Origin of the sequence: Xanthomonas sp. CFBP 8152 (genome assembly GCF_014199025.1) — a bacterium.
GTDB lineage: Bacteria > Pseudomonadota > Gammaproteobacteria > Xanthomonadales > Xanthomonadaceae > Xanthomonas > Xanthomonas arboricola_B.
Window position 1 is genome coordinate 645,139 of the sequence record NZ_JACHNO010000002.1, and the last position, 19,779, is coordinate 664,917.

Consider the following 19,779-nt stretch of genomic DNA (forward strand, 5'->3'; position numbering starts at 1 on the left):
AGCACCGCGCCGGATCACCTTGCTGAATCCAGTCGTCCCCGTGCGAAGCCTGTCGGCCTGCCGACACCGTCGTCCGGCCCCGCCCGCCACTTCGGTCGTTTACCATGCCGCACGTCACTGCCCGTTCTGGAGATGCCATGAGTTCTGCCGCGCCCCCGTGCTGCACGTCGCTGCTTGGCCTGTCGCTGAGCATGTTCGTGGCGCCCTGCACGCTGACCGCCGCGCCCATGGACACTCCGGTCGTCAACGCACCGGCGGCCACACCGCCCACGCCCGACCTGGCCTACCCGGAGCTGTTCCAGGCGGTGCAGAGCGGCGAGCTGTTCGACGACCAGAAGCACTTCGTCGACTTTCTGCCGCTGCGCGACCCGGCCCTGATCAACGCCGACTATCTGGCGCAGCACGATCACCCCGGCTTTGACCTGCGCAAGTTCGTGGACGCCAATTTCGAAGAGTCGCCGCCGGTGCAGACCGACGCGATCCGCCAGGACACCGCGCTGCGCGAACACATCGACGAGCTGTGGCCCAAGCTGGTGCGCAGCCAGACCCACGTGCCGCCTTACAGCAGCCTGCTGGCGCTGCCGCATCCGTACGTGGTGCCGGGCGGACGCTTCCGCGAGGTGTATTACTGGGATTCCTACTTCACCATGCTGGGCCTGGTGAAGAGCGGCGAGACCACGCTCAGCCGCCAGATGCTGGACAACTTCGCCTACCTGATCGACACCTACGGGCATATCCCCAACGGCAATCGCAGCTACTACCTGAGCCGCTCGCAGCCGCCGTTCTTCTCCTACATGGTGGAACTGCAGGCCGGCGTGGAAGGCGAAGCGGTTTACCAGCGCTACCTGCCGCAGCTGCAGAAGGAATACGCCTACTGGATGCAGGGCAGCGAAGACCTGCAGCCCGGCCAGGCCGCGCGCCATGTGGTGCGTCTGGCCGACGGCAGCCTGCTCAACCGCTACTGGGACGAGCGCGATACCCCGCGCCCGGAAGCCTGGCTGCACGACACCCGCACCGCCGCCGAGGCCGGCGACCGCCCGGCCGCCGAGGTCTACCGCGACCTGCGCGCCGGTGCCGAGAGCGGCTGGGACTACACCAGCCGCTGGCTGGCCGATGGGCAGAACCTGCGCACCATCCGCACCACCGCCATCGTGCCGATCGACCTGAACAGCCTGCTGTATCACCTGGAGCGCACCCTGGCCCAGGCCTGTGCGCAGCCGGGTGCCGAATGCACGCAGGACTATGCGGCGCTGGCACTGCGCCGCAAGCAGGCCATCGATGCGCACCTGTGGAACGCGGCCGGTTATTACGCCGACTACGACTGGCAGACCCGCAAGCTCAGCGACCAGGTCACCGCCGCGGCGCTGTATCCACTGTTCACCGGCCTGGCGACCGACGCGCATGCCAAACGCACCGCCAGCACCGTGCGTGCGCGCCTGCTGCGCCCTGGTGGCCTGGCCACCACCGCAGTGAAGACCGGCCAGCAGTGGGACGAGCCCAACGGCTGGGCGCCGCTGCAATGGGTGGCGGTGGACGGCCTGCGCCGTTACGGCGAAGACGCGTTGGCGCGCACCATCGGCGAGCGCTTCCTCACCCAGGTGCAGGCGCTGTTCGCGCGCGAGCACAAGCTGGTCGAAAAATACGGCCTGGAAGCCGACGCGGCCGGCGGTGGCGGTGGCGAATACGCGCTGCAGGACGGCTTCGGCTGGACCAACGGCGTCACCTTGATGCTGTTGAACCTGTATCCGGACACCGCGACCAGGCCGGCGCCGGCCAAACGCGTGCGCAAGCCCGAAGCGGCCACGCGCTGAGTGTGCGCCAGCGCTGCCGGGCACTGCTCGGCAGCGCTGGCGGCCTTGCGGTTCTGGCAGTCGGCAACGTCGGCGGATCGCTGCGCCACACATCGCCTGATCGCTGCGCCATTGCATAGCGCAGCAGCGCGTTCGATTGGTTGCTGCTACTGCACCACCGGCCATGCACTGCCGTCATAACCCAGCCGGTTGATGCCCAGGCGCGCGTCGCCGCGGTCGTCGTAGTAGTGGTAGACCAGGATGTCGCCGTCGCCATCGCGGAACACCGATTGCCCGCCTGGCCCATGCGTGCTGCCCAACCCGGACTGGATCACCGTGCCGCCGCCGTTGCGCATGTCCACCCCGGCGCGATCCAGATACGGCCCGGTCACCGAGCGAGCGCGCCCCACCGCAATCTTGTAGGTGCTGCTGGCGCCCTTGCAGCACGCATCGAACGACACGAACAGGTAGTACCAGCCATTGGCCTGCTGGATGAAAGGCGCCTCCACCGCGCCCGGGGACGGCCGGCTCGCCAGGCTGTAGCGCGTGGTGTTGCCGGACAGCTGCTTGCCGGTGCCGGGATCGAGCTGGATCAGCTTGATCCCCGACCAGAACGAGCCAAACGCCAACCACCACTTGCCATTGCCATCCACCACCAGATTGCCGTCGATGGCGTTGTAGTCGTCGCTGCTCTTGGAGGTGTAGACGATGCCTTGATCCTTCCACGAGCCAGGCTTGCCGGTGCTGCTGCTGGCAAGCGCAATCGCCGAGGTATTGGTGGCGAACTTGGAGGCGGTGTAATACATCAGATACTTGCCGCCGTGGAAGGACACATCCGGTGCCCACAGCTGGTTGTCCGGGTTGTAGCTGCGCACCCAGCTCGGCATGCTGATGAAGATCGCGCCCGCATTGCTGAACTTGGTCCGGTCGGTACTGGTGACCACGCCGGTGGTGGCATAGATGTAGTAACGCCCATCGCTCAGCTTGAGCATCGACGGGTCGTGCACGATGGTGTCACCGCTCACCACACCTGGCCCCACTGCCGCTTGCGCAGGTGCGCTATGCAAGCCAGTGGCAGCAGCGGCCAGGGCCAACAGCGACGCGATCGCGTCACCACGCAGCGACATTCCAGACCAGCCTCCTTCCACTCGACTGCCACCGACAACGCGCATCGCCCCACTCCTTGAACAACGTAAAGACGTTTTCTGTAGGAGCAATCTAGCCCGGCAGCAATGCCACGAATCCGACGCCGATCTCAGAAGCACGGTGCAGGCGAGTTGGCACTGCGTTTTGCGACGCGCCTTCGTAACGGAGCGTGCGATGCAGCCGAGTGCCGGGCGTGAGTCTGTGGATCGAATCTCGATAGCAGCGAGGTAATGCACAGGTACCTGCACCCCGCATGCGTCACCGATACGCTATGTCATCATCAACGCAACGCTGTACGCGTCATTCCACCCGCACGCGTAGATCCCGATTGGCGTTCGCCTCATTGCCGCTGTAATCACGCGCGGTTATGCGGAGTACGTAGTCGCCCGGCGGCAGCGCGCCGGCCTGCCACTGCCCATTGCCGATGCGACCATCGCGCACCATGTTGGTGACCAGATAGAGGAAGCGCGTCACCGCGTTGCCATGCACGGTGATGCCGCTGTCGGGCGCGTAGGCGGTGAGCACCGCAGCCGGATCGGCCGGCATGCGATCGAATACGATCGTCATGCGTGGCTCCGCTTCGCCGGCCAGCGGCACGCCTTGCGCATCCAGCACCTGATACCCCAGCGCATACAGCCCCAGGCGACGACGCGGCAGATTGCGATCCACCTGGTCCCAGGCCTCCACCACAATCTGCACCGCAGTCCCGAGCGGTACGTGCACCCTGCCGCTGGTCATCGGCAGGGCTTGGCCAGCTGAGTCGAGCAGACTCACCCGGTCGATATGCGGCGCCACATGGTCGGCATAACCGACAAAGCCCAGTTGCACCGCATTGCGTTCGAAGCCGTTGGCACCTGCGGTCAGATGCACATGCGCCATGCCGTTGAGCGTACCCAGTGCATCTCCGGCACGGAAACGCGTGCCGCGCAGCACACGCATGCGATCGGGCTTGCCATCCACATCCGTCACCAAATGGAAGCGCTGCGGATCCAGCGGCGTCCCTTGTGCGGTGCGGCCCACGCGCATATGGGTGTAGCCGATCGTGTCCAGTGCCAACCATTCGCCCAATTGCCCCACCCCCCAGGTCGGGGACGGGCTGGAAACTTTGGCATCGGCAATGGCGTGCACGGTTTGGCCGACATCGCCACGGATATCCAGGCCCGCATGCAGATGATCGCGGCTGAGACCCTGGTAGTTGCCACGCACCTCGCCAAGCGTGCCGACCACCTCATGCCACCCGGCCTGCGGCTGCAACGGCCAGCGGCCCTGGGTGACGGGCAACGGCTGCGTGGCAGCCGGCCCGACCACGGGCGCGGCGTTCGCGTTCGCCGCAGTGGCCGGCACCAGCCGATGCACGCGTGCGCTGCCGGCATCGCTGACATACACCGCACCTTGCGCATCCACCGCGATCCCCGCCGGGCGCGACATGCGTTGCATCACGTCCTCGCCACTCATTGTCACCACATGCCCGGCACGCGTCACCTGCAGCACGCGCCCGCTTGCATCGCCCACGTACATCACGCCGTCGTGGGTGAGCGCAAGCGTCATCGGGCGATGCAACAGCGGGCTAAGGTCGGCAGGATCGCCACCGATCAAGGTGCTGACGCTGCCATCCGGTGCAATACGGCGAATCGCGTCGTTACGCATGTCGGCCACCCACACCACACCGTGCGCATCCACCTTGAGGTCGGTCGGCGTATCGAAGCGCGCCTGATCACCAACACCATCGGCCATGCCCGGCAAGGCGCCGCCGGCCAGGGTGCTTACCTGCCCATCTGGCGCGATCACGCGGATGCGATCGTTGTAGGTATCGGCGACATACACGCGCCCTTGCGCATCCACCGCCACGCCGATCGGGCCATTGAAGCGTGCCTGCGCAGCGGCACCGTCGCGAAACCCGGCACTGCCATCGCCGGCCAGCGTGGTCACCACGCCTTGTGGCGTGCGTTTGCGGATCGCATGGTTGCCGGTGTCGGCGATGTAGAGATTGCCGGCCGTATCGAAGGCGATACCCGATGGCGTATTGAATTCCGCCGCCGCGTCAACGCCGTCGGCGAATCCTTCCTGCCCACCGGCCACGGTCTGCACGCTGCCGTTGTCGAGCAGCCTGCGAATGCGGTTGTTGTCGCCGCCATCGGCGATGTACAGCGCGCCGTGTGGATCGATCGCCAGTCCGTAGGGATCGGCAAACCGTGCATCGGCAGCACGGCCATCCACTGCGCCACGCACACCGCTGCCGGCAACCCATTGCAACTGTGCCTTCCAGCCCAGCGGCGTTGCCGTGGGACCTTGTGTCTGCGGCAGCGCATCGGGTGCCGGCGCAGACCACCAGCTCGCCAGCAACGCCGCCGCGCCTGCCAGAAGAACTGCGCAGATCCATAGCGCGTATCGTTTTGTCATGCCGGTCGCGGGTGTCGGAGGACTCGCACTTTAAGCGCTTCTTGCGGGTTGCAGCGACTGGCGGGCAGTGGTGCGTGAAGCACAAGACGCACTGCGCCACTACCGTAACGCCGGCATCCCACTGCCCAAGAGCGCTTGCACGTGCTGCTGACGCACAGGCCTGCCGCGTATCATGCGCACTCTTTCATCCTCCAGGACGGACCCATGGCCGTACGCACGCTCAACGAATTTCTCGCCCATTCCAAGGAAAAGGACGTCAGCCCCGATCCGTTCGAACTGGAAAACCCGCACCTGCTGGAAGTGCGCCTCGACGGCATGGTGTGGTCCAAGGCCGGCGCCATGGTCGCGCGTACCGGCAACGTCAAGTTCACCCGCGAGGGGCTGCTGGAACAGGGCCTGGGCAATCTGCTGAAGAAGGCGGTCAGCGGCGAAGGCATGCAGTTGATGAAGGCCGAAGGCCAGGGCCGGGTGTATCTGGCCGACCTCGGCAAGCTGGTGACCTTGCTGCGTTTGAATGGCGAGGCGATCTTCGTCAACGGCAACGACGTGCTGGCGTTCGAATCCGGCGTCCAACACAAGATCACGATGATGCGCAAGGTGGCCGGCATGCTGTCCGGCGGCCTGTTCAACGTGCGCCTGAGCGGCCACGGCATCGTGGCGATCACCTCGCACTACGAGCCGCTGACCCTGCCGGTCACCGCCGCCAGCGGCCCAGTGTTCACCGACCCCAACGCCACCGTGGCCTGGTCGGGCACGCTGACCCCGGAACTGGTCACCGACGTGTCGATAGGCACGCTGTTCGGCCGCGGCTCGGGCGAAAGCCTGCAGATGCGTTTTGCCGGCGAAGGCTGGGTGGTGGTGCAGCCCTACGAGGAAGCCAGCTTCCAGGCCAAGGGCTGATCCAGGCCGCCCGGCAGCAATCAACACGGCGCATCGCCTGGTTGCATGCTACGCAGCTGGGCATTTTTCCAGTCACGGCGCAGTGCGCAGTGGCAGCTGCGCATCCCAGCCCAGCCTGTAGGAGCGCTCCGGGGCGCGAGGGCCTTGCCGGTAACGCCATATCGCGCCCCGGTGCGCTCCTACGGGGTTTCCTGCATTCTGCCGCGAGCTGCACAGCTACCGAGCTGCCCTAGCTTGGCATTGCGTAGTCACGCAACCGTAGGCAACAGATGATTGCGCTGACGGCACTCGTAGGAGCGCCCCTGGGCGCGAGGGCCTTGCCGGTAACGCCGCATCGCGCCCTGGTGCGCTCCTACGGGTTTCCGGCTCTGGTGCATCACACCCATCCGCGCTTGCGGAACCATGCCAGCGGCACCAGCATGCTCAGCACGATCACGCCCAGCGCCCAGTAATACGCGTCGTGCCACTTGAGCTCGGGCATGTAGGCGAAGTTCATGCCCCAGATGCCGACCAGCACGGTGGGCGGAATGCCGACCACCGAGGCCACCGCCATCACCTTCATCACGTTGTTCTGGTCCATGTTGATCATGCCCAGCACGCTGTCGAGCAGGAACTCGATGCGGTCGTCCATGTGCTGCTGGAACTCGCTCAAGGTGGTCAGGTCCTTGTGCAGCAAGCCGATGCGTTTGGCCGCATCGGCACCGAACCAGTCCGGCGCGGCGTCGTCCAGATAGGTGACCAGGCGCAGCAGTCCCTGCCCGGCATTGTGCAGCCCGCCCAGTCGCCGGCCCATGCCCCCGACCTGATGCAGCATGCGTTCCAGATCACGGGTCTTGTGCGGGTTGTCGAACACCTGCCGGGTGGTATCGGTGACCTCGGCTTCCAGCGATTCGAGCCGGTCCGCCAGGCGCCCCACCAGCTGGTCGAAGATGCGCAACAGCAGATCGTCGGCGCTATGGCAGGGCGCATGCGCAAGGCGCGCGGCCACCGCATCCAGCGAGCCCATGTGCTGCTCGCGCAGGGTCACCAGCATGGTCGGCGACAGCGCAAAGCCCAGCGGCGCAGTCGGGCCATCGTCGTCCTGAAAGCGCGGCACGTTGAGAAACAGCACCTCGCCCTGGCGCCGCACCCGGCTGGAGAATTCGATCTCGCCGATGACCGCGCGATCCGGCAGCGCGAACCCCACCTTGTCTGCGGCCTGCGCCAGTTCCTGCGCGCTGGCCTGGCACAGGTCGACCCAGCACCCTTGCGTGTGCTGCGTTCCGGCAATGGGGTGCGTCGTGATCATGCGATGGGCCGTGGCGATGGATGGCGGCGAGCATCCCGTTCCGCCCAAGCCGCGTCAACGTCGCGCGCATCGCGTGCTTAGCTGCCAGTGGCCTTTATCGCGGCGCCGTGCAGCCACAGACGCCAGGGCCCCGCAGTGCGGGGCCTTGATGAGGTCTTCGGTGGATGTCTTGGCTGATACGCGCGCTCAGCCGCTGCGCGTCTGCTGCCGCTTCACCGCATAGCCGATCGCCAGGATCAGGAACCACACCGGGCTGGCCAGCAAGGCCTGGCGCGTGTCGGCCTGCAAAGTCAGCAGCACGATGACGAAGGCGAAGAACGCCAGGCACACGTAGCACATCAACACGCCACCGGGCATCTTGAACGCCGATGCCGCGTGCTGCTCGGGCCGCTTGCGCCGGTACGCGATGTAGGCGCACAGGATCAGCGACCATACGAACATGAAGAGCACCGCCGACAAGGTGGTGACCAGCGTGAACGCAGTGACCAGGTTGGGGATCAGGTACACCAGCATCGCGCCCAGCAACAGGCACAGGCAGGAGAACAGCAGGCCACGTGCCGGCACCGCTGCACGCGAGAGCTTGGCAAAGCCCTTGGGCGCGTGCTGCTCCTCGGCCAGGCCGTAGAGCATGCGGCTGGTGGAGAAGATGCCGCTATTGGCCGAGGAGGTGGCCGAGGTCAACACCACGAAGTTGATCAGGCTCGCCGCCGCCGGCACGCCGGCCAGCACGAACAGCTCCACGAACGGGCTCTTGTCGGCCACCACCTGCCGCCACGGTGTCACCGCCATGATCGCGATCAGCGCCAGCACGTAGAAAATCAAAATGCGCACCGGGATCGAGTTGATCGCCTTGGGCAGGTTGCGGCGCGGGTCGGCAGTTTCTGCGGCGGTGGTGCCGACCAGCTCGATGCCGACGAAGGCGAACACCGCGATCTGGAACCCGGCAAAGAAGCCGCCAATGCCCATCGGGAACATGCCGCCGTCGTTCCACAGGTTCGACAACGAGGCCACATTGCCCGACGGCGAGCGGAAGCCCCAGGCCACCAGCCCGGCGCCGGTGAGGATCAAGGCGCAGATGGCGATGATCTTGATCAGCGCGAACCAGAACTCCATCTCGCCGAACAATTTGACCGTCACCAAGTTCAGGCCCAACAACAACAACACGCAGGCGATGGCCGGAATCCACGGCGCCAACCCGGGGAACCAGAATTGCGCATAGGCGGCGATCGCGATGACGTCGGCGATGGCAGTGATGATCCAGCAGAACCAGTACGTCCACCCGCAGAAGAACCCGGCCCACGGCCCGAGCAGATCGGTGGAGAAGTCGATGAACGACTTGTACTCCAGGTTGGACAGCAGCAACTCGCCCATCGCGCGCATCACGAAGAACAGCATTGCGCCGATGATCAGATAGACGAACAGGATCGACGGGCCGGCCAGGCTGATCGTCTTGCCCGAGCCCATGAACAGCCCGGTGCCGATCGCGCCACCGATGGCGATCAGCTGCAGGTGGCGATTGGAGAGACTACGTTGCAGATGATCGGGCGCGGACGGGTCTGACATGGGGCACGGCACCGGCAAGTGACAAGCCGTCAAAAATACGAGATCGCGGCAGCGCGCACCAGCGGTTTGCACAGCGGCCACGGGTAGGCCGCAGCATGCGCCGGCGAATGGTGGTCGGCTTGCCCCATCGTGGTGCGCCGCTCATCCACGCGGCCACTGCTGTCATCGAGGGGCCGCAGCCGCCAGGGATGCACGCAAGGCATCGCCGGAGCGGTCATCGCCATCTGCCTGGAGCCTGCGCGCTGCGGCGCTGTCATCGGCCGCGTCTGCCTGGTGGTGGCACAGTCGGTTGCCAGCCGCGATTACCCCCCTGCAAGCCCGCCGCCAACGCGGCCCGGCAATGCCTGATCGTCGTCCTCTTCCAGATCGCCCACCTCCTCGCGCAAACCGCCCTGCTGCGGTGTCTGCTCTTCCAGCGGGATATCTTCTTCGTTGGTATCCGGATCGGGCGTGCCATGTGCCGACAGACCGGCGCTGGCGGCGCTCATCGGACGCGAAACGAGTGGATTGAGCTGCATGGGGTGACTCCGACCGGTCGAATGGAGCACCGACAGTGCGCATCGCAGCGCTACCGCACCGTGATCCCGGGCAGCGGAATGCTGACGCGCCGTTGACGGCGGCAGATAGACGCTCGGCCACGTTGCTCCTGCATCTGGCAAGTGGGACGCCCGAGCTGCCCGCCAATCGCTGCGACATCGCCGCATCGCTGAAACCTGGCGTGCACTGCGCAGGGAGCCTGCTGCGCCGCCGTAGCGGGAATCGGGAATCGGGAATCGTAATGGCATCAAGCGCATCGCGGCACTTCGAAGCAGCGCCGTTCCGATTCCCCATTCCCGACTCCCCCATTCCCGCGGCGCACAGCGCCGCCCTCACACGATCTTGGTCCGCCGCCACCACCGCGATACCTGCTCTTCACGGATCAGCGTGAACAGGCCCGCGCCCAGAATCAGGGCGATGCCGACCGCCATCGGCCAATCCAGGTGATCGTGAAACAGCAGGTAGCCGAAGGCGATCGCCCACAGCATCTGGCTGTACTGCGTTGGCGCAACCACACTCACCGGCGCCATGCGCGTGGCATACATCAGGCAGATCGCCGCCAGGCCGGCAAGCAGGCCGTAGCCGGCCAATAGCCCCCACTGATACAGCGTGGGCCAGACAAAGGTCGGCAACATCATGATCCCGCCCATCACCAACGGGCCGATCACCCCGGCGCCGTACAAGGTCAGGCGTTTTTCGCTGTGGCCGGCCATGCGCAGGGTGATGACCGAGATCGCACCGACCAGGCCGCACACGATCGCGGCCACATGCCCATGGGTGAGATGACGAAAGCCCGGGCGCAGCACGATCAACACGCCGATGAAGCCGACGATCACCGCCGACCAGCGCCGCCAGTGCACCTCTTCCTTGAGAAACACCACCGACAGCACGGTGACGAAAATCGGCATCAGGAAGATCAGCGCAAACGCCTCGGCCATCGGCAAGGTGGTGAACGCGATCACCGAGGTCAGGTTGCCGATGGCGCCGGTGAGCGCACGCAACAGCCACAGGCTGGGTTGCTTGGCCATCACCAGTTCGCGCAACCGGTCGTCCGGCTTTTTCAGGAATGGCACGGCCACCAGCATCAGCAGTGCACCGAGAAACAGCACCTCATACACCGGCAGCGTGCCTTCCAGCAGCTTCACGAACGCATCGCTGATCGAATAGGCCGCATAACAGGCAAATCCCAACAACACACCCTTCAGCATTTGCCGATCCTCCGCGGTTGGCGCCAATCGGACAACATGTCGATGGGGCAGTGCGCAGTATGCGGTGCGGCGTGCGTCAGAGGAATCGGCGCACGCATCCGGGCACGATGGCTGCTGCATCGCCATCGGCATACCGTCGCATGCGACCCGGCTTCCCGCGTCGCTGCAGATACCGCCGCTGCGCCGCCCCGCCATCGTGCCGGAGGTGGATTGGATGCGCATGCGCGATGGGGTCGGTTACGATGCCAGTCCACCCCTCGCACCAGCAACGCGCGTAACGCGCGTAGACCCAGACCAGCAATCCGTGCCCCACTATTCCGGCCCACTACTCATTTGCTCCGATGCCCAGGCGCTGCTTGCCGCGCGCGGCAGTGGTCTGACCCAATGGACCGGCTCGCTGGATCTGGGCCGCAGTACCGGCACCGCCCAGCTGGATGCGCAGACCTGGCAGTGGCGCGGCAGGGGCTACCCGTATCCGGGCAAGTTCAAGGAGCGCACGCTGTACTTCTGGGACGGTGACGATTTCGCCCCGATCTCGCGTTTCAGTGGTGCGCTGATCAAGCTCATCCCCACCGAATGGGGCGCGCCCACCTTCGAGATCGATGGCATCAAGATGCTGCCGTCGGCGCAGTTGTCGCCGTTCGAGGATGCGCGGCGCAAGGTGGCGCTGGTCGCGCCACGTGGCAAGATCGTCCTGGATACCTGCGGTGGGCTGGGCTACTTCGCCGCCTGCTGCCTGGAAGCCGGGGTGGCGCAGCTGCAGTCGTTCGAAAAGAATGCCGATGTGCTGTGGCTGCGCACGCTCAATCCCTGGTCGCCGGACCCGGACGATGCCGCCTACGGCGGGCGCCTGCAGCTGGCCCATGCCGATATCTCGCAGCACATCGCCACGCTGGCAGACGATTCGGTCGATGCCATCCTGCACGACCCGCCGCGCTTCGGCATCGCCGGCGAGCTGTATTCGCAAGTGTTCTACGGTCAGCTGGCGCGGGTGTTGCGTCGTGGCGGACGCCTGTTCCATTACACCGGTGCGCCCAATCGACTCACCAGCGGGCGCGATGTACCCAACGAAGTGAGCAAGCGCCTGAGCAAGGTCGGCTTCAGCACGCAACTGGCGCTGGATGGTGTGCTGGCAACGTTGCCGGCGCGGCGCTGAGTGCACGATTGTTGCGGAAATTGAAACCGCGCGGTAAGTAGCAGCCAGCTGTGAATCGGCGCTGCGCGCAAAGCCGCGGCACGGCGGACAAATTCCGCACAGAGCATCGGCTCCCATGCAGGTGGAGCGCATCGCATCTGCCACCCACGCCTGACCAGCAAACGGATCTGCGATACTGCACTGCCCACGACAAGGACGTTGCATGCGCATCCGCTTTCCGACCTGGTTGCTTACTGCGCTGTTGATGACGACCGGTGCGCCAGTGCACGCGCAGACCGCGCCCCAGACACCACCACCGCCCATGTCCGAAGTCACCCCCCGCCATCCGGTGACCACCGCCATCCTGGCCGGGCGTACGATTCGCCTGGGCGAACACGCCGGCAAGTGCGCGATCTTGCGCGATGAGCAAGTGCTCCCGCTGGGCATCGGCGCCCCGTGCTACTTCAGCATCAATCGCCAATACGGCGCCCAGGTGCACCACTTCCAAGGCAGCGACATCGTGCTGGTGCAACACGCCCACCCTACCTCGGCGCCGGACTGGGATAGCAAGGTGTACGGGCCGATCTGCGCGTTCGAAGCGCAGTCCGTGCGCGAAGTCGATGGCGTGCTGGAGCCCGGCAGCGTCGCCACTTCCTGGCACTGCGACCCGACCATGGGAGCCGATCAGAAGCAGTTCGTCTACAGCTACGACACCTGGCCCAAGCGCGAGACGCAGACGCCATCACGCCGGCAAAAACAAACGCAGCCCTGATGGCCGCATGATGCGCAGGCGTCGATCGATCGGCGCAGGTGGTCGTCACTGCCCTGCGCCCGACGGCTGATCGACGCCGCATGCCAAACATCGGCTCGCCGTACGCGGGCGCGGGCGCAGCCGCGTCGTCGTCGACAGCGCGGCACCGCAGTTGCGCATGCTGTGCAACGACCGCGCAGGTCATCGCCTGCCGTGTCGGTACGCCGTCCAGGCAACGTAGGTGAACCAGGCGATGACCGCCAACGGCACACTGGTCAGCAAGCCATCCCAGCCGATGGCGATCCAGAACCGCTGCGGGTCTGCATCCGCGTAAAAAATCCTGGTCGGCCGGCCGCGGATGACGCTGATATAGCGCCCCGTGACGATCGCCTCCAGCACCAGCCACAGCCGCATGCAACAGGCGATCGCCACGACAACGGCTCCCCCGCCGATGATCCATTCGTGGATCCGGGACGCTGCGGGAGCTGGCGCAGGTGGCGGTGATTTGGGCCGCTTTTTTTTCACGCAGGCACCGGTTCGATGGTGGCGGCGCAGTGTACGCGCAGCACAACCGGCCGAGGCCATCCATCGCACGCATGCAACACCTGGTGGTCGCGCAGTGAGCGCATGCCACGCACCTGCCGGCTGAGCGCGGCCGCTATACTGATGGCGCAGCGCACTCGCTCAGAGTGAATGGAATGCTCCACGCTGCATTCGTCTCAGGGAAGATGGCCAGCAACAGTGCAACATGGATTGTCCGGACGCTTCCTTGGGGTTTTTGCTGTCTTCGCCATGCAGTGGCGACAACGGCCTCGTACCAAGGATCTTTCGCTTTGAAGACGTTCACCACCTTCCTGCTTGTCTCTTTCAGTCTGCTGCTGGCTGCCTGCGGTGGCGGCACCACCACCGGCGCCTCCAAGCTCTCCTCCAGCGACTACCTGCTGCACAACATCTCGGTCTGGAATGGCGCGGTCACCATCGTCGACCCGTGGGTGTCGGGCGATCGCGGGCAGAGCCTGGTGGCCGATGCCATCGCGCACAAGCCGCTGGACGGCTACAAGACTGCGCTGGGCAGCCAGCGCAAGGCACTGGCCGCCAACGCGCAGGCCAATACAGCCATGGCCTCGGGCGTGCCCGACAACGCCAAGGACCTGGACGGCAAGCTGTCGGCCTACCTCAACAGTGCCGACGCGATGATGGCCGCGCTAGAACGCGTGGCCGCCCTGCCCAACGGCTACGGCAACCCCGAGCTGGCGCCGTTGGCCAAGGATCTGGAAACCGTGTCCACCCGGCTCAACACCGATATGGAAGCGCTGAATACCGCGCAGCGTGCGTATTCCAAGCAGCACAAGATTGCGATGCAGGAAGTCAGCCAGTAAGCAGCGCAGCCGCGATCAACCCTGCAGGCCGGCATGGTCTGCAGGGGCGATCGCAACACGCCGCTCAGTTGCTCAGACCGAACATCAACGAACGATGCGTTGCCACGCCGGCCATTGCGCCGCTGGCAACCGCAAAGGCGATCGATGCCGCCGGGTTGGCCACATCGCCGCAGGCAGCGATACCCGGCACCGAGGTGGCCTGCATGGCATCCACCGCGATATGACTGCCCAGCGGGCCATCGCTGGTGCTGCATCCCAGCGATGCGACCAAGGCACTGAGCTCGGTGTGGGTGGTGACGAACAAGCCATCCAGCGCGCAGACCTGCCCATCGCGCAACACCAGCTCCAGCACGTCGCCGTCGCCTTGCAGCGCCGCCACTGCGCCGCCTACCACGTGCACGCCACGTGCCTGCAAGTGCGCGTGCTGCGCCTCATCCAGCACCAACGTGTCGTTCAAGAACAGCTGTGTTGCGCCCCAGTCCGGCAGCATGGCCGCCTGATGCACCGCAAAGGCGGAGGTGGCCAGCACGCCGATGCGGCCCTGCTCCAGCTCATAGCCGTGACAATACGGGCAGACGAACACCTGCGTGCCCCAGCGCTCTGCCAGGCCGGCCAGCGCCGGCAGACGATCGACCACCCCCATCGCCAGAACAAGCCGACGCGCCGTATGCGTGGAGCCATCGGCCAGCGTCACCTCGAATGCCTCCGCCTCGCCGCGTAGCCGTGTCACCTGGCCGTCGGCCCATTGCACGCTCGGATAGGCCAGCAGCTGTGCGCGTCCCGCATCGGCAATCTGCGCAGGCAATGCACCGTCGCGGCTGAGAAACCCGTGCGAGGTGGCGGCAAAGCGATTGCGGCGCTGGCCGCCATCGATCACCAGTACCGCGCGCCGTGCACGCGCCAGCTGCAGCCCGGCCGACAGCCCGGCGTAGCTGCCGCCAATGATGATCACATCGTGCTGCATGTCCGCTCCCGATTTAAATTCTCTCATGTAATTTTAGATGTTACATTAAAAGACTGGCGATTCAACCGCGGTGTGCTGACGTGGTCACCTGCTCGATGGTTGAAGGGTCGTGTGCGACCGAGGGTTGCTGCGCTGCCTGCTGTCGCGCTTGCCGTGATCGGTGGTGGTTCGCGTCATCACCTGACAGCAATGAACAGTGCGGCGTAGCGGTACTGCGCGGGTGCGCACCTCACGCCACGTCGGGAAAAACGGCAGCGTCCTGGCGATTGCGCCTGGCCAAGCGCGCCCTGTCTGCGATCGATGCCGACCAGCTGCCGCAAAGCGCATGCGTACGCTGCATGGGACTGCAAGCGCAGGCACACCGCGCGCCTGCCAGCCCGGCTGCACGTCATGCACAACGGCGTATACAACAGTTGGTGTGCGTCAGCGCCTGCGTTTGCCTGTCGGCAGACCGGCAGGCAGCGCGGCTGCCGTGCACAGCGCGTCGAACTCGTCCGCCAGCGTTGCCAGCGTCACCGTGCCCAGGCGCTGCAGCAATACGGTTTGTGCCTGGGCCAGCGCGTCGGCGATGGCTGCGTTGACCACACGCTCCACGCCACATTGCGGGTTGGGGTGATCGGCGCCGATCGCAAACAGATGCGGGCCGCCCACTGCACGATGCACGTCCAGCAATGTCACCTGGGTCAGGTCGCACGCGATATGCCAGCCGCCGTTGTGGCCCTTGCTCGACTGCACGTAGCCGGCAGCGCGCAAGCCGGCCATGGTCCGACGCACCACCACCGCATTGGTCGACAGCATGCCGGCGATCTGCTCGGAGGTCATCGGCTGCTGGCTTCTGGCCATGTGCAACAGCACATGCAGCATGCGGGAAAGGCGGCTATCGGTTCGCACGCGGTATCGGTTCGCTCAATCGACGGAAGGCAACGCGGCAGCGCCACCGCACGATTGTGCCGCAGCCCCGCGCAGATGTCGCAGCCGGCGCCGCGCAGCTGCGCATGCGGCACTCAACACACCGCCCATTGATCGCGCCCGGCGGTCTTGGCGGCGTACAGGGCAAGATCGGCCTGCCCCAGCAGCGCATCCAGACCGATCCCCGCAGTGACGCTCACCGCGCCCATGCAGAACCGCACCGGCTGGTCGGCGGGCAGGCCGGCGATCTCGATCGCGGCCACTGCATTACGCAGCCGCGCGAAGACGGCAGGAATCTCCTCTGCGCTACAGCCCGGCAGCACCAGCAGGAATTCCTCGCCGCCCAACCGTCCCAGGCGATCCTGTGTCCGCAGTGCCAGCCTGGATGCGCTGGCGAGCGCCTTGAGCACGGCATCCCCGGCCGCGTGCCCGCGCATGTCGTTGATCAGCTTGAAGTGATCCAGATCGATCAATGCCAGCATGCACGGAACCTGCGAGCGCACCGCTTGCTCGATCTGCTGCTGCGCCTCGGCGCGAATGGCGCGGCGGTTGGGCAGGCCGGTGAGTTCGTCGCGCATCGCCAGCCGCGAGAGTTGCCGCCGATGGCGCCCACTGAAGGCCAGCACCACCAGCGTGCCCAGCAACAGCAGGCAGGCGGCGCACAGCGCGATCCACAGGGTGCGTTGACCGGCTTCGCGGGCCTGCAACGCCAGTTGCGCGGTCTCGCTGCGCCGGCGCAGCTCGGCGGTTTCGGCGCCGCGGCGCGCGTCTTCGTAACGCGCCTGCAGGCGCAGCATGACGGTATCGCGCTGGCGATCCAGGCTTTGCGCGCGCAGCGTGTTGGCGCGTTGCAGTTCCTGATACGCCTCGGCATGGCGTCCCTCCGCTGCCAGTGCCTGGGCGATGGCATCGAGCAGTTGCGCGCGTCGTTTCAACGGCAGATTCGGATCGTCCGCTGCCTTGGCCGCGACGATCTCCACGCCGAGGCTGCCGGACTTGAGCGCGGTCAATGCCTGGAGCAACACCGCGTGGCAGGCGGCCACACGGCCGACGTTGCCTTGCCGTTGCATCAACGGTAGTGCCTCGCGCGCCATTGCCAGGGCCGCAGTGGCATCGCCGGTTTCGATCAGGACCTCACTGGCGCTGGTCAATGCCGCGGCCACACCGGCCTGATCGCCCAGCTCGCGACTGAGCGCCAGCGCGCGCTTGAAATGCAGCAATGCCGCGTCCGGCTGCTGGGCTGCCAGCGAAGTGCCGTATTCGTACTCGATCAGGCTGCGCTGAAAGCGTGCCGGCTGGCCGCGCAGGCGCGCCAGGGCGCGCTGCAGATAGTCTTCGGCGTCGCTTTCTTCCGCAGAACGCCCCCCCACGCGGGTGGCCAGCGAGCCGAGCTGGGTCAAGGCATCCAGTTCCAGACTCAGGCTGTGTTCGCGCACGGCGCACTGGTAGCTGGCCTGTGCGGCGTTCCACGCCTCGTCGCTGCTGCCGGAGGCGAGCATGCTCCACATGTCGACCGCCTCGACCTCGCACAGCAGATCGTTGCGCCCCATCGCACGTGCGCGCTGCCGCAGCGCTTCCAGCCGCGCCAGCATGCCGCGATTGGGATTCTCACGCACATCGTTGAGCGCCTGCACGATCGCCAGCCACAGCTGCGCCTGCGCCGCATTGCCACGTACCCGTTCCGACATCGCACGTGCCTGCGCCAGTGCCGTCTGACGGCGCTCGGTCTCTTCCAGGGATATCAGCACGCGCGCCTGCGCCAGCAAGGCCCAGAACTGCGCATCGGCATCGCCATCGCTACGGGCACGCTCCAACGCGGCCTGGGCGGCCTGCAAGGCGGCCTTGGGGTCGTCAATCGCGGCGGTTTCGATGCTCTTCCACGGCTGCGGCTGCGCCCACAGCGTCGCGCTGAACAGCATTGCTGCCATCCCGACGCCCATGCGCTGCCAACCTGGCCTCGCACCGCTCATCGACACCTCACGGCGACGATGAGCCACACCGCAGGACTGCCGTGCACAGCACACGCCGCCCGGCCCATGTCGGGCTTGCTGGTTGCTGCGGCACTCAAGCCCTCCCTTGGTTGGCTGGCAGTGGAATCGGGGGCGACGTCGGCATCTGCCCGAACGCCACATCGATGCAGGCACCCGGTCATGATGACCGGCCGGCGCGACAGGTCATGTGATCGCCACGCTTGGCGTCAAGAACGTTATCGGCCCGCACGCAGCGGGCTTGAATCGGCCTGCAGATCGCGCTGGCAGCGGCCCGCGGCCGTGCACCCGCCATGCGCGGCGGCCCAGCGGGCAACCCGCACCGTCGCGACGGCACGGCGCCGATGCAGCCGCCCGGCGACAGCCACGTAAACTGCGGCACGGCACCTGCCACTACCTGGATCCTGGAGACACCGTGATATCCCGCCTGCCCCGCCTGCTCACGCTGCTTGCCGTCGCCTTGCTGTCGGCCTGCGCCACCCAGGCGCCGCGTGCGCCACAGCGCTCCCCGGACGCGGTCAAGGCCGACATCGCCCGGCGGCTGCCGGCCACGCTGAGCGATCGCAACGGCTGGGCCGACGATGTCTACGTGGCATTGTCCTCGCAGGGGCTGGACACCAGCGCCGAGTATATCTGCGCGGTGCTGGCGGTGACCGAGCAGGAGTCGACCTACCAGGCCAACCCGGTGGTGCCCAATCTCGGCAAGATTTCGCGCGCCGAGATCGACCGCCGCGCCAGCGCGCATCACATCCCCGGCTTCATGGTCGATGCCGCCCTGCGCATCGACTCGCCCGACGGCCGCAGCTATGCCATGCGCATCGCGGGTGCGCGCACCGAGCAGGAACTGAGCCGCATCTTCGAAGACTTCACCGGCAGCGTGCCGCTGGGCGCGCGCCTGTTCGACGGGCTCAATCCGGTGCATACCGCCGGGCCGATGCAGGTCAGCATCGCCTTTGCCGAGCAGCATGCCGAGCGCTATCCGTATCCGCCCGGCGCCTCGATCCGCCACGAGGTGTTCAGCCGTCGCGGCGGGCTGTGGTTCGGCACCAGGCACCTGCTTGGGTACCCGGCCCGTTACGACGCACTGCTGTACCGCTTTGCCGACTTCAATGCCGGCTGGCACGCCAGCCGCAATGCCGCCTTCCAGGCGGCGCTGAGCAAGGCCAGCGGCATCGCGCTGACCCTGGACGGCGACCTGCTGACGCCCGGCGCCAGCCTGGATGCGCCCGGCGGCACCGAACGCGCCGCACGCGCCCTGGGCAGCCAGCTGGCGATGAACGACCGGCAGCTGCGCCGCGCCCTGGAAGCCGGCCACTCCGCCGATTTCGAAGACACCGCGCTGTATCGCCAGGTATTTGCGCTGGCCGAGCGCAGTGCCGGCAAACCGCTGCCGCGCGCGATACTGCCCGGCATCACCCTGGAGAGCCCCAAGATCACCCGCACCCTCACCACCGCCTGGTTCGCGCAACGGGTGAACGAGCGCTGGAAGCGCTGCATGGGCAAGTAGGGCTGCCAGTAAAGCCGCTGCGCACCGGAACGCAGGTGCAGCGGCGGCTGCCGCGAACGGACCTGCCGCCCGCACACGTCCGCGTCTGCGCATCGTCTCCACCGCTGCGCTGTACCCGCGCCATGCGGGCAGCGCGTGACCGGTCGCGCTGCGCGGGGGCACCATCGCCGGTCGCGCCAAGCGGGGATCTGTGCGTTCTGGATCTGCCGCATTGGCGAGATAGCACCGCCTGGTCACCGGCACGACTTCCGGCAGAGGCAGCGCCCCGGCCCAGCGGGTAGCATCGGGCGGTCGCGCCGACCGCGTTGCGCGCT

16 protein-coding genes are annotated in these 19,779 nt (G+C 66.4%); 6 read left to right on the top strand and 10 right to left on the bottom strand.

Annotated elements, in window-relative coordinates; all coding sequences use genetic code 11:
• Positions 1 to 137: 137 nt before the first annotated feature.
• On the top strand, positions 138 to 1,811 hold the full coding sequence (gene treA / locus FHT09_RS10390) for an alpha,alpha-trehalase TreA (protein WP_047126106.1): 1,674 nt from the start codon (positions 138 to 140) through the stop codon (positions 1,809 to 1,811).
• A gap of 146 nt (positions 1,812 to 1,957) precedes the next feature.
• On the opposite strand, the gene FHT09_RS10395 is transcribed toward treA, so the two are convergent.
• Entirely contained in the window at positions 1,958 to 2,917 is a 960-nt protein-coding gene (locus FHT09_RS10395; protein WP_104606551.1) for an arabinan endo-1,5-alpha-L-arabinosidase, read from the bottom strand.
• Positions 2,918 to 3,236: 319 nt separating this feature from the next.
• Positions 3,237 to 5,336: an NHL repeat-containing protein gene (locus FHT09_RS20410; protein ID WP_104606552.1), complete on the bottom strand. Its 2,100-nt coding sequence runs from the start codon at positions 5,334 to 5,336 to the stop codon at positions 3,237 to 3,239.
• A gap of 204 nt (positions 5,337 to 5,540) precedes the next feature.
• On the opposite strand from FHT09_RS20410, the gene FHT09_RS10405 reads away from it, so the two are divergent.
• Entirely contained in the window at positions 5,541 to 6,236 is a 696-nt protein-coding gene (locus tag FHT09_RS10405) for an AIM24 family protein (RefSeq protein ID WP_104606553.1), read from the top strand.
• A 376-nt stretch (positions 6,237 to 6,612) separates the two neighbouring features.
• Here the strand turns inward: FHT09_RS10405 and FHT09_RS10410 are convergent, their stop codons facing one another.
• From FHT09_RS10410 to FHT09_RS10425, 4 genes are all read right to left on the bottom strand, one after another.
• Entirely contained in the window at positions 6,613 to 7,524 is a 912-nt protein-coding gene (locus FHT09_RS10410) for a CorA family divalent cation transporter (RefSeq protein WP_104606554.1), read from the bottom strand.
• Between the two features lie 186 nt (positions 7,525 to 7,710).
• Positions 7,711 to 9,087 carry a D-serine/D-alanine/glycine transporter gene (gene cycA, locus FHT09_RS10415; RefSeq protein WP_104606555.1) on the bottom strand — a complete coding sequence of 459 codons (1,377 nt, stop codon included), beginning with the start codon at positions 9,085 to 9,087 and terminating at the stop codon, positions 7,711 to 7,713.
• A gap of 302 nt (positions 9,088 to 9,389) precedes the next feature.
• Complete coding sequence (locus FHT09_RS10420) at positions 9,390 to 9,605, bottom strand: hypothetical protein (protein ID WP_104606557.1); 216 nt, start codon at positions 9,603 to 9,605, stop codon at positions 9,390 to 9,392.
• Positions 9,606 to 9,956: 351 nt separating this feature from the next.
• Positions 9,957 to 10,832, bottom strand: a complete 876-nt coding sequence (locus tag FHT09_RS10425; RefSeq protein WP_016902964.1) for a DMT family transporter — start codon at positions 10,830 to 10,832, stop codon at positions 9,957 to 9,959.
• 304 nt (positions 10,833 to 11,136) lie between these two features.
• On the opposite strand from FHT09_RS10425, the gene FHT09_RS10430 reads away from it, so the two are divergent.
• On the top strand, positions 11,137 to 11,988 hold the full coding sequence (locus FHT09_RS10430) for an SAM-dependent methyltransferase (protein WP_104538635.1): 852 nt from the start codon (positions 11,137 to 11,139) through the stop codon (positions 11,986 to 11,988).
• 244 nt (positions 11,989 to 12,232) lie between these two features.
• A complete protein-coding gene (locus tag FHT09_RS10435; RefSeq protein WP_181141360.1) occupies positions 12,233 to 12,739 on the top strand; it encodes a hypothetical protein in 507 nt (168 codons plus the stop codon).
• Positions 12,740 to 12,919: 180 nt separating this feature from the next.
• Here the strand turns inward: FHT09_RS10435 and FHT09_RS10440 are convergent, their stop codons facing one another.
• Entirely contained in the window at positions 12,920 to 13,132 is a 213-nt protein-coding gene (locus FHT09_RS10440; RefSeq protein ID WP_104538636.1) for a hypothetical protein, read from the bottom strand.
• A gap of 419 nt (positions 13,133 to 13,551) precedes the next feature.
• Between FHT09_RS10440 and FHT09_RS10445 the strand changes: the two genes are divergently transcribed.
• Entirely contained in the window at positions 13,552 to 14,097 is a 546-nt protein-coding gene (locus FHT09_RS10445) for a hypothetical protein (protein ID WP_104538637.1), read from the top strand.
• A gap of 64 nt (positions 14,098 to 14,161) precedes the next feature.
• On the opposite strand, the gene FHT09_RS10450 is transcribed toward FHT09_RS10445, so the two are convergent.
• The 3 genes from FHT09_RS10450 to FHT09_RS10460 all read right to left on the bottom strand — a co-directional run bounded on the left by FHT09_RS10450 (position 14,162) and on the right by FHT09_RS10460 (position 17,898).
• Positions 14,162 to 15,061, bottom strand: coding sequence for an NAD(P)/FAD-dependent oxidoreductase (locus tag FHT09_RS10450; protein ID WP_104538638.1), 900 nt, complete (start codon positions 15,059 to 15,061; stop codon positions 14,162 to 14,164).
• A 423-nt stretch (positions 15,062 to 15,484) separates the two neighbouring features.
• Positions 15,485 to 15,925: an Rrf2 family transcriptional regulator gene (locus tag FHT09_RS10455; RefSeq protein ID WP_221230700.1), complete on the bottom strand. Its 441-nt coding sequence runs from the start codon at positions 15,923 to 15,925 to the stop codon at positions 15,485 to 15,487.
• 140 nt (positions 15,926 to 16,065) lie between these two features.
• Positions 16,066 to 17,898, bottom strand: coding sequence for a diguanylate cyclase (locus tag FHT09_RS10460; RefSeq protein WP_258077237.1), 1,833 nt, complete (start codon positions 17,896 to 17,898; stop codon positions 16,066 to 16,068).
• Between the two features lie 475 nt (positions 17,899 to 18,373).
• Here FHT09_RS10460 and FHT09_RS10465 point away from each other — a divergent pair, with 475 nt between their 5' ends.
• Positions 18,374 to 19,465 carry a DUF1615 domain-containing protein gene (locus tag FHT09_RS10465; RefSeq protein WP_104606559.1) on the top strand — a complete coding sequence of 364 codons (1,092 nt, stop codon included), beginning with the start codon at positions 18,374 to 18,376 and terminating at the stop codon, positions 19,463 to 19,465.
• The last annotated feature ends 314 nt before the right edge of the window (positions 19,466 to 19,779 follow it).

What these genes read in the sequence shown, in the direction of transcription:
- treA (WP_047126106.1), top strand. Translation starts at nt 138, where the DNA reads ATGAGTTCTGCCGCGCCCCCGTGCTGCACGTCGCTGCTTGGCCTGTCG.
- FHT09_RS10395 (WP_104606551.1), bottom strand. Translation starts at nt 2,917, where the DNA reads ATGTCGCTGCGTGGTGACGCGATCGCGTCGCTGTTGGCCCTGGCCGCT.
- FHT09_RS20410 (WP_104606552.1), bottom strand. Translation starts at nt 5,336, where the DNA reads ATGACAAAACGATACGCGCTATGGATCTGCGCAGTTCTTCTGGCAGGC.
- FHT09_RS10405 (WP_104606553.1), top strand. Translation starts at nt 5,541, where the DNA reads ATGGCCGTACGCACGCTCAACGAATTTCTCGCCCATTCCAAGGAAAAG.
- FHT09_RS10410 (WP_104606554.1), bottom strand. Translation starts at nt 7,524, where the DNA reads ATGATCACGACGCACCCCATTGCCGGAACGCAGCACACGCAAGGGTGC.
- cycA (WP_104606555.1), bottom strand. Translation starts at nt 9,087, where the DNA reads ATGTCAGACCCGTCCGCGCCCGATCATCTGCAACGTAGTCTCTCCAAT.
- FHT09_RS10420 (WP_104606557.1), bottom strand. Translation starts at nt 9,605, where the DNA reads ATGCAGCTCAATCCACTCGTTTCGCGTCCGATGAGCGCCGCCAGCGCC.
- FHT09_RS10425 (WP_016902964.1), bottom strand. Translation starts at nt 10,832, where the DNA reads ATGCTGAAGGGTGTGTTGTTGGGATTTGCCTGTTATGCGGCCTATTCG.
- FHT09_RS10435 (WP_181141360.1), top strand. Translation starts at nt 12,233, where the DNA reads ATGACGACCGGTGCGCCAGTGCACGCGCAGACCGCGCCCCAGACACCA.
- FHT09_RS10440 (WP_104538636.1), bottom strand. Translation starts at nt 13,132, where the DNA reads ATGCGGCTGTGGCTGGTGCTGGAGGCGATCGTCACGGGGCGCTATATC.
- FHT09_RS10450 (WP_104538638.1), bottom strand. Translation starts at nt 15,061, where the DNA reads ATGCAGCACGATGTGATCATCATTGGCGGCAGCTACGCCGGGCTGTCG.
- FHT09_RS10455 (WP_221230700.1), bottom strand. Translation starts at nt 15,925, where the DNA reads ATGCTGCATGTGCTGTTGCACATGGCCAGAAGCCAGCAGCCGATGACC.
- FHT09_RS10460 (WP_258077237.1), bottom strand. Translation starts at nt 17,898, where the DNA reads ATGGCAGCAATGCTGTTCAGCGCGACGCTGTGGGCGCAGCCGCAGCCG.